Consider the following 14,208-nt stretch of genomic DNA (forward strand, 5'->3'; position numbering starts at 1 on the left):
CATGCCCACCGTTCTCGGCCAGAACCAGTACGGCAAGGCCGAAACCCGCGTCCTGAGGGTCACCCGCGACGGCGCCACCCACCACGTCAAGGACCTCAACGTCTCCGTCGCCCTCTCCGGCGCCATGGACGAGGTGCACCTCACCGGCTCCAACGCCAACGTCCTGCCCACCGACACCACCAAGAACACCGTCTTCGCCTTCGCCAGGGAACACGGCATCACCTCGGCCGAGGACTTCGGCATCCTGCTCGCCCGGCACTTCGTCGACGGCCAGGAGCCCATCACCACCGCCCGGATACGCATCGAGGAGTACGCCTGGGACCGCATCGAGTCCCCCGGCGGGGGCGGCCACTCGTTCGTCCGCGCCAACCAGGAGATCCGCACCGCACAGATCGCCTACGACGGCGAGCGCACCCGCGTCCTCTCGGGGCTCAAGGGCCTGGTGCTGATGAACACCACCGACTCCGAGTTCCACGGCTACCTCAAGGACCGCTACACCACCCTCCCCGAGACCCGCGACCGCGTCCTCGCCACCAGCGTCCACGCCTGCTGGCGGCACGCCCGGGACGACGGGGGAGAGCGGCCCGACTGGAACGCCGGATACGCCCGGACGCGCCGCGCACTGCTGAGCGCCTTCGCCGGGACCTACTCCTTCTCCCTCCAGCAGACCCTCCACCGGATGGGAGCCCGCGTCATAGAGGAGGACCCCGGCATCGACGAGATCCGCCTCTCCCTCCCCAACAAGCACCACTTCCTCGTCGACCTGGAGCCCTTCGGCCTGAAGAACACCCACGAGGTGTACTTCGCCGCCGACCGGCCGTACGGACTCATCGAGGCGACCGTCCTGCGCGACGGCGCCGAGGCCGCCATCCCGGTGGACCTGACGAACCTCCCGTGAACCGACAGCGAGGAAACACCGTGGCCGCACCGCCGGAAACCCCGGAAGCCCCCGGGACCCCGGACCGCATCGTCATCGACAACTGCGCCGTCGCCACCGTCGACGCCGACGGCACCGAGCACGCCTCGGGCCACATCGTCCTGGCGGGCAACCGCATCGAGTCCGTCGGCCCGGGCCGCGCACCCGCCGGGCTCACCGGAGTCGTCCGGCGCGTCGACGGCTCCGGCCATCTGGCGACCCCCGGCCTCGTCAACACCCACCATCACTTCTACCAGTGGCTCACCCGCGGCCTGGCCCAGGACGCCGGCCTCTTCGACTGGCTCGTCGCCCTCTACCCCACCTGGTCCCGCATCGACGAACCCATGGTCCACGCGGCCGCTCGCGGCTCCCTGGCGATGATGGTCCGCGGCGGCGTCACCACGGCCATGGACCACCACTACGTCTTCCCGCGCGGCGCCGGCGACCTCCTCGGCGCCGAGATCCGCGCCGCCCGCGAACTGGGCGTGCGCTTCAGCCCCACCCGTGGCTCCATGGACCTCGGCGAGTCGGCCGGCGGGCTGCCCCCCGACTTCGCCGTCGAGTCCACCGAGGCCGCCCTCGCCGCCACCGAGGAGGCCATCGACGCCCACCACGACCCGTCCTTCGACTCCATGCTGCGCATGGGCGTCGCCCCCTGCTCGCCGTTCTCCGTCACCACCGAACTCCTGCGCGAGGCCGCGGCGCTGGCCCGGCGCAAGGGCGTCCGCCTGCACACCCACGGCTCCGAGACCGCGGAGGAGGAGCGGTTCTGCAAGGAGCGCTTCGGCATGGGGCCGACCGACTACTTCGAGTCCACCGGCTGGCTCGGCGACGACGTGTGGATGGCCCACTGCATCCACATGACCGACTCCGACATCGCCGCCTTCGCCCGCACCCGCACCGGAGTGGCGCACTGCCCCTCCTCCAACGCCCGGCTCGGCGCGGGCACCGCCCGCGTCCCCGACCTGCTCCGGGCGGGCGTCCCCGTCGGCCTGGGCGTCGACGGCACCGCCTCCAACGAGTCCGGCGAACTCCGCACCGAGCTGCGCAACGCCCTGCTCGTGCACCGGCTCGCGGGCGGCGCGCAGGCCCTGGACGTGCGCCGGGCCCTGTGGCTGGGCACCCGCGGCGGCGCGGAGGTCCTCGGCCGGGCGGCGGAGACCGGCTCGCTCGAGCCGGGCAAGCTCGCCGACCTGGTGCTGTGGAAGCTCGACGGGCTCGGCCACTCCACCATCGCCGACCCGGTCGCCGCCCTCGTGCTCGGCCCGCCCGCGCCCGTCGCCCTCTCCTTCGTCAACGGCAGGGTGGTGGTCGAGGACGGCCGTCTGGTCACGGCCGACGAGGACGCCATCGCCCGGGAGGCCCGGCGCGAGGCCCGCCGGCTGGCCCGGATCGCGGCCGGCGACTGAACCCGGCCGCGACCCCGCCCGTCACAGACCCGCCGAGGGGGACGGCCCTCGGCCGGGCCGGACCGGGGTGCGGGCAGCGAACCGCACCCCGGTCCTTCTCCGCTCGACCCCGGTCCTTCTCCGCCCCCACCCCAGGAGGAACCCGCCGTGACCGCAGCCCCGCCCGGGCCCGCAGATCCGTCCGACCGGAAACCGGCGGCCGGGGACGGCACCGGAGTCCACCCCGTGGACCAGTTGCCCGGGCCCGGACAGCTGCTCGCAGGCGGCTTCCAGCACGTGGCCGCCAGCTACGCGGGCGTGGTCGCCCCGCCCCTCGTCGTCGGCGCCGCCGTGGGGCTGTCCCCGGACGGGATCACCTTCCTGGTCGGAGCCGCCCTGTTCACGGCGGGGCTGGCGACCCTCCTCCAGACCGTCGGCTTCTGGAAGGTCGGCGCGCGCATGCCCTTCGTCAACGGCGTCTCCTTCGCGGGCGTCGCACCGATGCTGGCCGTCGCGGACGCCCGGGCCGACCGCCACGACGCCCTGCCCGCCATCTACGGGGCCGTCATGGTCGCCGGGCTGCTGGGCTTCCTGCTCGCCCCGTACTTCTGCCGCCTCGTCCGCTTCTTCCCGCCCGTCGTCAGCGGCACCGTCATCACCCTGATCGGGCTCACGCTGCTGCCCGTCGCCTTCGGCTGGATCCAGGGCGGCCGGCCCGATCGCCCCGCCCCGCTCACCAACCTCGGCCTGGCCGGGGCGACCCTGGCGATCGTGCTCGTGCTGCGGCGGCTGCTCAGGGGATTCCTGCGGCAGATCGCGATCCTGCTCGGCCTGGTCGCCGGGACCCTCCTCGCGATCCCGGCCGGTGCCGTGGACACCAGCGCCACCCGGCACGCCGCCCTCGTCGGCTTCCCGGTGCCCTTCCACTTCGGCCACCCGCTCTTCGAACCCGCGGCGATCGTCTCCATGTGCGTCGTGATGCTGGTGTGCATGACCGAGAGCACCGCCGACATGCTCGCGCTCGGCGAGATCGTCGGGCGGCAGGCGGACGAGCGGGTGATCGCCGCCGGGCTGCGCGCGGACACCCTCGGCTCGGCCCTGAGCCCGCTGTTCAACGGCTTCGCCAACAGCGCCTTCGCGCAGAACATCGGCCTGGTGGCCATCACGCGCGTCCGCAGCCGCTTCGTCGTGGCCGCGTGCGGGGTGATGTTCCTGCTGCTGGGCCTGAGCCCCGCCTTCGCCTCGCTGATCGCGCTCGTGCCGCGGCCGGTGCTCGGCGGCGCGGGCATCGTGCTCTTCGGGACGGTCGCGGCCAGCGGGATCGGCGTCCTGCTGAAGGCCGGCCTCGACCGGGGCGACAACATGCTGATCGCCGCCACCTCCCTCGGCATCGGCATGATCCCGGTGGTCTCCGGGACCTTCTACGGCGACGACGCCATACCGCAGACCCTGAGGACGATCCTGGGCTCGGGCGTCAGCGCGGGCTGTCTGACGGCGGTGCTGCTCAACCTCGCCTTCAACCACGGGGGACGCCGCAGCTCCGCGCGTGGCGACTAGGGGCGAAAACAGCGGTACGCGACAATCGGCACACATAACCACCCGTCAGTGCCGAGAGGTGTGCCGCCGTGGAGGAGCAACCGCAGGAGGAGAAGAAGCGGGGGTTCGTCTTCCCCAGCGCGCTGACCGTGCTGGCGGCCGTGACGGTGCTCGTCTGGGCCCTCACCTTCGTCATCCCGACCGGCACCTACCGGCGCGGCCCCGACGGCAGCCCCCTCCAGGGCACGTTCCACCGCGAGGCGGCGCCCGGCGGCTTCCTGCACCGGCTCGGCGAGCTGTATCTGGCGCCCGTCAACGGCCTGTACGGCATCCGGGACGCCAAGACCGGCGATATCGCCCCGGACGCGACGGGCGCCCTCTACGGCAGCGCCGCCGTCTTCCTCTTCGTCCTCGCGATCGGCGCGTTCATCACGGTCGTCTTCGCCACGGGAGCGCTGGACCGCGGCATCGAACGCCTCGCCCACCGGCTGCGGGCCCGCGGGGCCCTGCTGATCGCCGGCATCATGACGGTCTTCTCCCTCCTCGGCACGGTGGAGGGCTTCGCCGAGGAGACGCTGGGCTTCTACGGGCTGCTGGTGCCCCTGATGCTGGCGCTGGGCTACGACCGGATGGTCGCCACCGGCACGATCATCCTGGGCGCGGGCGTCGGAGTGCTCGCCTCCACCGTCAACCCGTTCGCCACCGGAGTGGCCTCCTCGGCGGCCGGCGTCTCGCTGGGCGACGGCATTGCGCTGCGCTTCGCGATGTGGCTGGTCCTGACGGCCGTCACCATCGGCTACGTCCTCCGGTACGCGCACCGGGTGCGCACCGACCCGCGGCGCTCGCTCACCGGCTTCCTGGAGGGCGACCACGAACTGGAGGAGAAGGCCGCCGAGCCGCCCGAGCTGACGGGGCTCCAGAAGGCCGTCCTGGTACTGGTGACCCTCGTCTTCGCCTTCATGATCTTCTCGGTGATCCCCTGGTCGAGCGCCCTCACCGGGAAGGCAGACGCGACCCCGTACGGCTGGGAACTCGACTGGTCCTTCGCCGAGTTGTCGGCCCTCTTCATTGCCGCGTCCCTGCTGGTCGGCATCGTCGCCCGGCTGGGGGAGCAGCGGCTGAGCGCGGCGGTCGTCCAGGGTGCGGCCGACTTCATCGCACCGGCCCTGGTGATCGTCCTGGCTCGCGGTGTCACCGTGATCATGACGAATGCGAAGATCATCGACAGCGTGCTCCACTCCATGGAAGGAGTGGTCTCCGGCACCCCGGCGGTGACCTTCGGGGTCCTGGTCTACGTGGTCAACCTGCCGCTGGCCTTCCTGATCCCCTCCACCTCCGGGCACGCGACCCTGGCGATGCCGATCCTCGCACCGCTGGCGGAGTTCGCGGGCGTCTCGCGCGCGGTGGTGGTCACGGCCTGGCAGGCGGCCAGCGGCTGGATGAACCTGTGGGTGCCGACCACCGCGGTGGTGGTCGGCGGCGTCTCCCTGGCGAAGGTCGGATACGACAGGTATCTGCGCTTCATCTGGCCGCTGCTGCTGATCCTGGCGGTGCTGATCTGCGGGTTCGTGGCGCTGGGCGCGGCGATGACGTAGAGGGCCGGTGTCAGAGGCTCAACAGGCTGCCGATGCCCCGGGCCTCGGCCTCTGCGCGGACCCGGTCGGCCACGGCCACGTCGAGGATCGCCATGCCGAAGGGATTGCTGACGACGACGTCGTGGTCGCCGCGCCGCCCGGGGTGACGCCCCGTCACGATGTCGCCCAGCGAGGCGTCGACCCTGCGGGCGTGCGGCTGCGGGGCCGCTCCCGGCCAGGGCTCGCCGCCGGGGCCGAGCAGGGTCCCCGCACGGTGCATACGGCCGAGCAGCCGCCGCGGGTCGTCGCGCACCAGACTCCAGTCGTCCACGACGAGGAGGCCGGCCGCCAGCACGGCCTGCTCGGTGAGGTCGTCGAGGGAGACGTGGGCGACCAGCGCGCCGGGCTCGATCCAGTCGGGCTCGATGTATCCCTCGGTGACGGTGGTGACGGGAACGACGAGATCGGCGCCGGCCACGCACTCCCGCGGCCCGCCCGCGGCCCGCACGGTGACACGCTCCCCGCCGGGGAGCCCGGCGACGAACTCCAGCAGCTTCTGCGCACGCTCCGGCGTGACGTCGTACGCGACGACCTCGCGGAGCGTGGGCACGCTGTCGAGGAGCAGCGCCGCATGGGCCCGGGCCAGGGTGCCGCAGCCGAGCAGCGCCAGGGTCCGCGGCTCCGGGGCGGCGAGGTGCCGCGCCGCGAGCGCGGTGACGGCGGCGGTGCGCATCGCGCTGATGTAGGCGGCCTCCATGAGGGCGACGGGGCGTGCCGTGTCCGGGTCCAGCAGCAGTGTGAATCCCTGGGACCGCGGGATGCCGCGATCGGGATTGCCGAGGCTTGCATTGATCGTCTTCAGCCCGACCACCGGCCGGGCGCCCCCGGTGAGCGCCCCCGGCATGGCCAGACACCGAGCGGCGTCCCCGCCCGGTGTGGTCCAGCCCAGGTATGCCTCTTCCGGCAGGACCGACCTGCCCTCGCCGTGCAGGACCAGCGCCTCGGCCACGGCGCCGACGATGTCCACGCCCCGGGCGGCCTGGACGACCTCCGCCCGGGTCAGGTAGCGAAACGTGCTGTCGGGGTAGCGCTCGAAGTCCACGGGACGAGACCTCCTCGGTCGGGCACTGCCTGGTGAGCTGTGCTGATGACCCGCTCTCAGCAGGTCGGGCGAAGTTCACTGCGGTTCGGCAGCGCCCCGAAGGGGCGTGGGGAACTGCGCGACCGGCCACGACGGCGCCGCGGTCGATCGACGACCCGGCACGGCACTTCCAGCGGAGCGCTCAGTGGCCCGCGCGGCCCGGTGTCCAGAAGCCGTTGGCGCGTACCGCGCGCCGGGGCCAGCCGCGGTCGCGCACGAGGTGGGTGCGCACCAGCTGGCAGGTGCGGGACTCGCCGGCGACGTAGGCCGTGCCTGGTTGGTCCGGCAGGTCCAGCGCCCGTATCGCCTCCACCAGCCGGGTCGAGGCGGCTGCGGAACCGTCGCCCCGGTGCACCCAGGTGACGTCCTCGGCGCGGGGCAGCGGCGGGGTGCTGTGCGGGCCCTCGACGTCGAACGCGCCCATGACCCGTGCCGTCGGCGGAAGGGCACCCATGATCGCGCCGAGGGCCACCGAGCCGGTCTCGTCGCCCGCGAACAGGTGGTACGGGGCGCCGGGGTCGGCCACCAGGTGCCCGTCCGGTTTGGAGAGCGTCACCTCCTGGCCGACCTGGGCGTTCGACGCCCACGTCTCGCCGGGGCCGTGATTGCCGTGGAGGTAGATCCGCAGCTCCAGGGTGCCCTGCGGGTCGTAGGACCAGACCGAGTACTCCCGCGACTCCGCCGTCACGGCGCCCACGACCGTGCTGGGCGGGGCGAAGAAGACGCGCACGTGCTGGCCCGGCCGCCAGGAGAGGCCGCGCAGTTGCGGGTCCTCCAGGCGCAGGCCGCGCATCGTGCTGGTGATGTCGTCGACGGCGGCGATGCGGGCGCGCACCAGCAGGCGGTCGAGGACCAGGCGGTCCCAGGGCATTTTCACGTAGGTGCTGCCTTCCCGTGGTTCGGCTTGTTGCGGTTCCAGGGTGTCCGGGCTCCGGCCTAGCCGAGCAACCCGTACCCCGGCACCGTCAGGAAGTCCACGTACTCCTCGTCCAGGGCCACCTTCAGCAGCAGGTCGTGGGCCTCCTGCCACAGGCCCGGTTCGCCCCGCACCGCCGCCAGCTCCGCCGCCGCGACCTCGCGCACCAGCTCCGCCGTGACCTTCTCGCCGCCGTCCAGGACCACGCCCGCGTTCACCCACTGCCAGATCTGGCTGCGCGAGATCTCCGCCGTCGCCGCATCCTCCATGAGGTTGAAGATGGCCACGGCCCCGATCCCGCGCAGCCACGCCTCGATGTAGCGGATGCCGACCTGGACGGCGTTGCGCAGGCCCGCGGAGGTCGGCCTGGCCTCCAGCGTGTCCAGGGCGATCAGCTGGTCTGCCGTCACCCGGACGTCCTCGCGCAGCCGGTCCTTCTGGTTCGGGCGGTCGCCGAGGACCGAGTCGAAGGAGGCGCGGGCGACGGGTACGAGGTCGGGGTGGGCGACCCAGGAGCCGTCGAAGCCGTCGGCCGCCTCGCGGTCCTTGTCGGCCCGGACCTTCTCCAGCGCGACCCTGTTGACCTCGGGGTCCCGGCGGGACGGGATGAAGGCCGCCATGCCGCCGATGGCGTGCGCCCCCCGCTTGTGGCAGGTGCGCACGAGCAGTTCGGTGTAGGCGCGCATGAACGGTGCGGTCATGGTGACCGCGTTGCGGTCCGGAAGGACGAACTTCTCGCCGCCGTCACGGAAGTTCTTGATGATGGAGAAGAGGTAGTCCCAGCGTCCCGCGTTGAGCCCCGAGGCGTGCTCGCGCAGCTCGTGGAGGATCTCCTCCATCTCGTACGCGGCCGTGATGGTCTCGATGAGGACGGTGGCGCGGATGGTGCCGCGGGGGATGCCCAGCTCGTCCTGGGCGAAGACGAACACGTCGTTCCACAGCCGGGCTTCGAGGTGCGACTCGGTCTTCGGCAGGTAGAAGTACGGGCCCTTGCCGAGGTCCAGCAGCCGCCGGGCGTTGCGGAAGAAGTAGAGGCCGAAGTCGACCAGGGCGCCGGGGACGGGGCGGCCGTCGACGGTCAGGTGGTGCTCGTCCAGGTGCCAGCCGCGCGGCCGGGCCACGACCGTCGCCAGCTCTCCGGCGGGCTTCAGCGCGTACGCCTTGCCCTCGGGGGTGGTGAAGTCGATGCGGCCCTCGAAGGCGTCGGTCAGGTTCAGCTGGCCGCGGATGACGTTCTCCCACGTCGGCGACGACGCGTCCTCGAAGTCGGCGAGCCACACGCGGGCACCGGAGTTGAGGGCGTTGATCGTCATCTTGCGGTCGTCGGCGGGGCCCGTGATCTCCACGCGGCGGTCGTCGAGCGCGGCGGGGGCGGGGGCGACGCGCCAGCCGGGGTCCTCGCGGATGTGCGCGGTCTCCGGCAGGAAGTCCAGCGTGCCGGTACGGGCGATCGCGGCGCGGCGCTCGGCGCGGCGGGCGAGCAGCTCGTCGCGGCGCGGGGTGAACCGGCGGTGCAGTGCGGCGACGAAGGAGAGCGCGGCGTCGGTCAGCACTTCCTCCTGCCGTGCCACGTGCGGGGTTCCTGCGGTCACCGTTGCCATCTGGTGCGGTGCGGACATGGGTTGACTCTCCTTCGGCGGGTTCGGCAGGTTCGGCAGGAGAAGCGGGCGTGACCATCACGGCACGCAGTGCCGTGCGGACGAATGGAGAATAGTTTCCTCATCGTGGAAGTTCAATGGTGTGGTGCTGCCGGGGGAGTTCTTGAGACACCGCGTGCCTCAGTCCAGCAGGGCGAGGTCGTCCGGGGTGTCCACGTCGTCCGGCGCCGCCACGTCCGAGCACTCCACGAGGCTCAGGGCGGAGGCATGTTGAGCGAGATAGGCCCGCGCCCCGCGGTCCCCGGCGGCCGTCCGGGCCACGCCCTCCCAGTGCTCGCGGGCGAACAGCACGGGGTGGCCGCGCTCGCCCCCGTACGCCGCCGCCACCAGCCCCGCCCCGGCCCGGTGCGCGGCCAGGACCCGCGCGACCGCGGCCGCGCCGACGCGCGGCTGGTCGACCAGCGTCACCAGGACCGCCGATGCGGCGGCCGCATCCGCCGAGGCCGCCAGCGACGCCAGTCCGGCCCGCAGCGAGGAGCCCATGCCCGTCGCCCACTCGGCGTTGTCCACTAGGACCTCCGGCGGCAGGCCGGTCCGCGCCCGCACCTCCGCCGCCCCTGCCCCCAGCACCACGCGCACCGGCCCGCAGCCGCCCTCGCGCAGCACCCGCACCGCGTGCTCCACCAGCAGCCCGCCCCGGAACGGCAGCAGCGCCTTCGGGTGCCCGCCCAGCCGCCGCCCGCCACCCGCCGCCAGCAGCAGCCCGGCGACGGGCTGCCGGCTCGCACTCGTGTCCGTCGTCCGTGCCATGGTCCCTGCATAGCGCATGTCTGACCGCCTGTACGCAGAACGTCAGTTCGTCACTCGTACGTGAACACGCGGCCTGAATTTCGCTGTGCGTGTGGCGCGTCGCACACGAAGTGGCGTTAACTGATCCGCGCGCGAGCGCGCGGGAGGGGGAGAGACGTGGCGGAAGGCGCCGTTGTGGTGGAAGAGGAGCGAGCGGGCCGGTTCGGCGAAGGGCCGGACCCGAGGGTGGACGATCTGAGCACCGCGGTGTCCCGGCTGCGCAAAGCGCTGGCAGGGCACCCCGCCGTCTTACCCGACAGGGACGCCGCCGAGGACGAACTGGCCGCGCTGGACGCCATGGTGCGCACCGGCGCCCCGGACGTCTCCCGGCTGCGTCGCGCCCTCCTCCTCGTGGCCGGTGCCGTGGGCTCGGTCAGCGCCCTGGCGCCGGCCCTCGGCGAAGTCCGCGCCGCGGTCGACCGCTTCGGCGAGCCGCCGGAGGGCACCACTCCGCAGAGTGCGCCCGGCGAGGCCGGGCTGCCGGGTCCCCGAGAGGGCACCCAGGGCGACTGACGGGGCGCCCGGGGTCGCGGCGGCACCGCGCCCGCGGCGCGCCGGAGCGTCAGGCCGTCAAGCCGTCGCCGTCGTGTCGGCGAGCGCCGCCGACAGTTCCGCGGCGACCTCCCGCAGCAGCGGGACGATCCGCTCGGTGGCGGTCTCCGTGACCCGCCCCGCCGGGCCCGAGACGGAGATGGCTGCCGCGGTGGGGGAGTCGGGCACCGGCACCGCGAGGCAGCGGACGCCGATCTCCTGCTCGTTGTCGTCCATGGCGAAGCCCGTCTCGCGCACCCGGACGAGTTCCGCCAGGAAGGCGTCGGGCGTGGTGATGGTCTTGTCCGTCGCGGCCGGCATGCCCGTACGCGCCAGCAGCGCGCGGACCTCGTCGTCCGGGCTCTGCGCCAGCAACGCCTTGCCGACGCCCGTGGAGTGCGGCAGCACGCGCCGGCCCACCTCCGTGAACATCCGCATCGAGTGCCGCGAGGGCACCTGTGCGACGTAGACGACCTCGTCGCCGTCGAGCAGCGCCATGTTGGCGGTCTCGCCGGTCTCCTCCACCAGCCGTGCCAGATGGGGGCGGGCCCAGGTGCCGAGCAGCCGGGCGGAGCTTTCGCCGAGGCGGATGAGCCGCGGACCGAGCGCATACCGCCGGTTGGGCTGCTGCCGTACGTATCCGCAGGCCACCAGCGTGCGCATCAGCCGGTGGATGGTGGGCAGCGGCAGTCCGCTGCTCGCGGCCAGCTCGCTCAGCCCTACCTCGCCTCCGGCGTCGGCCATCCGCTCGAGCAGGTCGAATGCTCGCTCGAGGGACTGGACGCCGCCGCTGGTCGTGGCGGATCGGGGCTCGGCGGACGGGGGCACGGCGCTCCTTCGGGGTGGGGGTGGGAGCAGCCTACCGGCCACCACCGGGACCACATGCGGGTTTCTGTTGCGTGAAAACGGGCTTCCGGTGCGTGAAAGGGTCTTGACCGGCGTGGGGTGCGCCTGAAGACTGCGGCCTGCGCGGTTCAACAGAACGTTGAAGAAGGCTGCAGAAGCACTGCAGAAGCACTGCAGAAGCACTGCAGAAGCACTACACAAAAGCCGCAGAACGTCCGAACGCTTCACCACGCTGCATCCAGGCCGTCGAGAAGGGCCCGCACAGTGGAAGTGGAACTGCTCCTGCGCTCGACCCGGGTCGTGACTCCCGAGGGCACCCGGCCCGCATCCGTGGCCGTCGCCGGCGGACGCATCACGGCCGTCCTGCCGTACGACGCCGGGCCGCCGACCGGGGTCCTCGCCGAGGACCTGGGCGACGACGCGCTGCTGCCCGGGCTCGTCGACACCCATGTGCACGTGAACGACCCCGGCCGCACCGAGTGGGAGGGCTTCCGCACCGCCACCCGGGCCGCCGCCGCGGGTGGCGTCACCACCCTCGTCGACATGCCGCTCAACAGCCTCCCGCCCACCACCACCGTCGCCGCCCTGCGCACCAAGCAGGCCGTGGCGCGCACCCGGGCCCATGTGGACGTCGGCTTCTGGGGCGGCGCGCTGCCGGGGAACGCGGCGCACCTGCGGCCGCTGCACGACGCCGGGGTGCTGGGCTTCAAGTCCTTCCTGTCGCCGTCCGGTGTGGACGAGTTCCCGCCGCTCGGCCCGGACGACCTGGAGGCCGCGGCCGCCGGGATCGCCGGCTTCGGCGGGCTCCTGATCGTGCACGCCGAGGCCCCGCAGCGGCTGGCCGCCGCCCCGCAGCGGCGCGGGCCGCGCTACGCCGACTTCCTCGCCTCCCGCCCGCCCGCCGCCGAGGAGGACGCCGTCGCCGCGCTCGCCGACGTGGCCCGGCGGCTGGGCACCCGCGTGCACGTCCTGCACCTGTCCGCCGCCGGGGCGCTGCCCGCGATCGCCGCGGCCAAGGCCGCCGGGCTGCCCCTCACCGCGGAGACCTGCCCGCACTTCCTCGCCCTCACCGCCGAGGAAGTCCCGGACGGGGCCACCGAGTTCAAGTGCTGCCCGCCCATCCGCGAGGCCGCCAACCGGGACGCGCTGTGGGCAGGGCTGGCCGACGGGACCGTCGACTGCGTGGTCTCCGACCACTCGCCCTGCACCACCGACCTCAAGGTCCCCGACTTCGACCGGGCCTGGGGCGGCATCTCCTCGCTCCAGCTCGGCCTCCCCGTCGTCTGGACCGAGGCCCGGCGGCGCGGGCACACCCTCGACGACGTGGCCCGCTGGATGGCCACCGCCCCCGCCGCCCTCGCCGGCCTCGCACAAAAGGGCGCCGTCGAGCCGGGCCGCGACGCGGACTTCGCCGTCCTCGCCCCCGACACGGCCTTCACCGTCGACCCCGCCGCGCTCCACCACCGCAACCCCGTCACCGCCTACGCGGGCCGGACCCTCCGGGGCGTCGTACGGGCCACCTGGCTGCGCGGCCGCAAGATCGCCGACCACGGCGTCCCCCTGACCGGGCCCACCGGACGACTCCTGGAGCGTGCATGAGCACAAGCGGCATAAGCAGCACAGGCGGCATATCCGACACCTCTGGCTGTATACGTTTCACGGGCGGGGCGGGCCCGTACCGGGGCGGCGACCCCTACGCCGACTACCGCACCGCCGACTTCCCCTTCGCCCACCTGCCCGATCTCGCCGACAGACGGCTCGGCGCCGCCGTGCTCGCCGCCAACGACGAGTTCTTCGCCGAGCGCGAGAACCTCCTCCGGCCCGGGCCCGCCCGCTTCGACCCCGACCACTTCGGGCCCAAGGGCAAGGTCATGGACGGCTGGGAGACCCGCCGCCGGCGCGGTGCCTCCGCCGGCGCCCCGCACCCCTCGGACGAGGAGCACGACTGGGCGATCGTGCGGCTCGGCGTGCCCGGCGTCGTCCGGGGCGTCGTCGTCGACACCGCCCACTTCCGCGGCAACCACCCCCAGGCGGTCGGCATCGAGGGCACCGCGCTGCCCGGCACGCCGTCCCCCGGGGAACTGCTCGCCGACGACGTGCAGTGGACCGCCCTCGTCCCCCGCACCCCCGTCGGCGGCCACGCCGCCAACGGCTTTGCCGTGGCCGCCGGGCAGCCCTTCACCCACCTGCGGCTCCGCCAGTACCCCGACGGCGGCATCGCCCGGCTGCGCGTCCACGGCGAGGCCGTGCCCGACCCCGCCTGGCTCGCGGCCCTGGGCACCTTCGACCTGGCCGCCCTGGAGAACGGCGGCCTCGTCGAGGACACGTCCGACGGCTTCTACTCCTCGGCGCTCAACAGCATCCTCCCGGGCCGCTCGCAGCGGATGGACGGGGGCTGGGAGACCCGGCGGCGCCGCGACCGCGGCCACGACTGGGTGCGCTACCGGCTCGCCGGGCAGGCGGCGCTGCGGGCCGTCGAGATCGACACCGGCTGCTACAAGGGCAATGCGGCGGGCTGGGCGGCGCTGTCCGTCCTCGACGCCACCGCGGGCGGGGACCCCGCGGACCGCGCGGCCGGGTGGACGGAGGTGCTGCCGCGCACCCGGCTCCAGCCGGACGCGGTGCACCGGTTCGTGCTGGGGGACTCCGTCGTCGCCACCCACGTGCGGATCGACATCCATCCGGACGGGGGCGTCGCCCGCCTGCGCGTCCACGGCTCGCTGACGAAGGAGGGGACGCTGGGGCTGGAGGGGCGATGGGGCGCTGCCCTCGCCTGACCCGGTGTGTCTGCCGCAGTGTTTGTTCCGTCCGTCGTCTCCGATCAACTTATCGGGCAGGTGAGCGAGTTGTAGAGTTGGCGGCATAGCTCGACACCCCAGCTGTGATGAGCCGGTGTCAAGCAACCGACTCACT

General features: G+C 73.3%; 12 protein-coding genes. 7 read left to right on the top strand and 5 right to left on the bottom strand.

Annotated features, from left to right (window positions below; all coding sequences use genetic code 11):
- Position 1 precedes the first annotated feature (1 nt).
- From pucL to AC1Z4A_RS26420, 4 genes are all read left to right on the top strand, one after another.
- Positions 2-898, top strand: coding sequence for a factor-independent urate hydroxylase (pucL, locus tag AC1Z4A_RS26405; RefSeq protein ID WP_483682361.1), 897 nt, complete (start codon positions 2-4; stop codon positions 896-898).
- A 20-nt stretch (positions 899-918) separates the two neighbouring features.
- Entirely contained in the window at positions 919-2,325 is a 1,407-nt protein-coding gene (locus AC1Z4A_RS26410; RefSeq protein WP_483682362.1) for an 8-oxoguanine deaminase, read from the top strand.
- Between the two features lie 147 nt (positions 2,326-2,472).
- On the top strand, positions 2,473-3,861 hold the full coding sequence (locus AC1Z4A_RS26415; protein ID WP_483682363.1) for a nucleobase:cation symporter-2 family protein: 1,389 nt from the start codon (positions 2,473-2,475) through the stop codon (positions 3,859-3,861).
- Positions 3,862-3,929: 68 nt separating this feature from the next.
- Positions 3,930-5,435, top strand: coding sequence for a YfcC family protein (locus tag AC1Z4A_RS26420; RefSeq protein WP_483682364.1), 1,506 nt, complete (start codon positions 3,930-3,932; stop codon positions 5,433-5,435).
- Between the two features lie 10 nt (positions 5,436-5,445).
- Here the strand turns inward: AC1Z4A_RS26420 and AC1Z4A_RS26425 are convergent, their stop codons facing one another.
- From AC1Z4A_RS26425 to AC1Z4A_RS26440, 4 genes are all read right to left on the bottom strand, one after another.
- A complete protein-coding gene (locus AC1Z4A_RS26425) occupies positions 5,446-6,516 on the bottom strand; it encodes an ornithine cyclodeaminase family protein (protein WP_483682365.1) in 1,071 nt (356 codons plus the stop codon).
- Positions 6,517-6,697: 181 nt separating this feature from the next.
- Positions 6,698-7,426: a siderophore-interacting protein gene (locus tag AC1Z4A_RS26430; protein ID WP_483682366.1), complete on the bottom strand. Its 729-nt coding sequence runs from the start codon at positions 7,424-7,426 to the stop codon at positions 6,698-6,700.
- A 65-nt stretch (positions 7,427-7,491) separates the two neighbouring features.
- Positions 7,492-9,090: a malate synthase A gene (gene aceB / locus AC1Z4A_RS26435; protein ID WP_483682367.1), complete on the bottom strand. Its 1,599-nt coding sequence runs from the start codon at positions 9,088-9,090 to the stop codon at positions 7,492-7,494.
- Between the two features lie 159 nt (positions 9,091-9,249).
- Positions 9,250-9,879: a nucleotidyltransferase family protein gene (locus AC1Z4A_RS26440; RefSeq protein WP_483682368.1), complete on the bottom strand. Its 630-nt coding sequence runs from the start codon at positions 9,877-9,879 to the stop codon at positions 9,250-9,252.
- Positions 9,880-10,035: 156 nt separating this feature from the next.
- On the opposite strand from AC1Z4A_RS26440, the gene AC1Z4A_RS26445 reads away from it, so the two are divergent.
- On the top strand, positions 10,036-10,431 hold the full coding sequence (locus AC1Z4A_RS26445; RefSeq protein ID WP_483682369.1) for a DUF5955 family protein: 396 nt from the start codon (positions 10,036-10,038) through the stop codon (positions 10,429-10,431).
- 57 nt (positions 10,432-10,488) lie between these two features.
- Here AC1Z4A_RS26445 and AC1Z4A_RS26450 read toward each other — a convergent pair whose 3' ends face one another.
- Entirely contained in the window at positions 10,489-11,277 is a 789-nt protein-coding gene (locus AC1Z4A_RS26450; protein WP_483682370.1) for an IclR family transcriptional regulator, read from the bottom strand.
- Between the two features lie 282 nt (positions 11,278-11,559).
- Here AC1Z4A_RS26450 and allB point away from each other — a divergent pair, with 282 nt between their 5' ends.
- Positions 11,560-12,894: an allantoinase AllB gene (gene allB, locus AC1Z4A_RS26455; protein WP_483682371.1), complete on the top strand. Its 1,335-nt coding sequence runs from the start codon at positions 11,560-11,562 to the stop codon at positions 12,892-12,894.
- A complete protein-coding gene (alc, locus tag AC1Z4A_RS26460) occupies positions 12,891-14,072 on the top strand; it encodes an allantoicase (protein WP_483682372.1) in 1,182 nt (393 codons plus the stop codon). Before allB ends, alc begins: the two co-directional genes overlap by 4 nt.
- Positions 14,073-14,208 lie beyond the last annotated feature (136 nt).

The organism is Streptomyces sp. 17_S59 (assembly GCF_056930295.1).

Excerpts from the sequence above, each read along its gene's own strand:
- pucL (WP_483682361.1), top strand. The coding sequence starts at position 2 with ATGCCCACCGTTCTCGGCCAGAACCAGTACGGCAAGGCCGAAACCCGC.
- AC1Z4A_RS26430 (WP_483682366.1), bottom strand. The coding sequence starts at position 7,426 with ATGCCCTGGGACCGCCTGGTCCTCGACCGCCTGCTGGTGCGCGCCCGC.
- aceB (WP_483682367.1), bottom strand. The coding sequence starts at position 9,090 with ATGTCCGCACCGCACCAGATGGCAACGGTGACCGCAGGAACCCCGCAC.
- AC1Z4A_RS26440 (WP_483682368.1), bottom strand. The coding sequence starts at position 9,879 with ATGGCACGGACGACGGACACGAGTGCGAGCCGGCAGCCCGTCGCCGGG.
- alc (WP_483682372.1), top strand. The coding sequence starts at position 12,891 with ATGAGCACAAGCGGCATAAGCAGCACAGGCGGCATATCCGACACCTCT.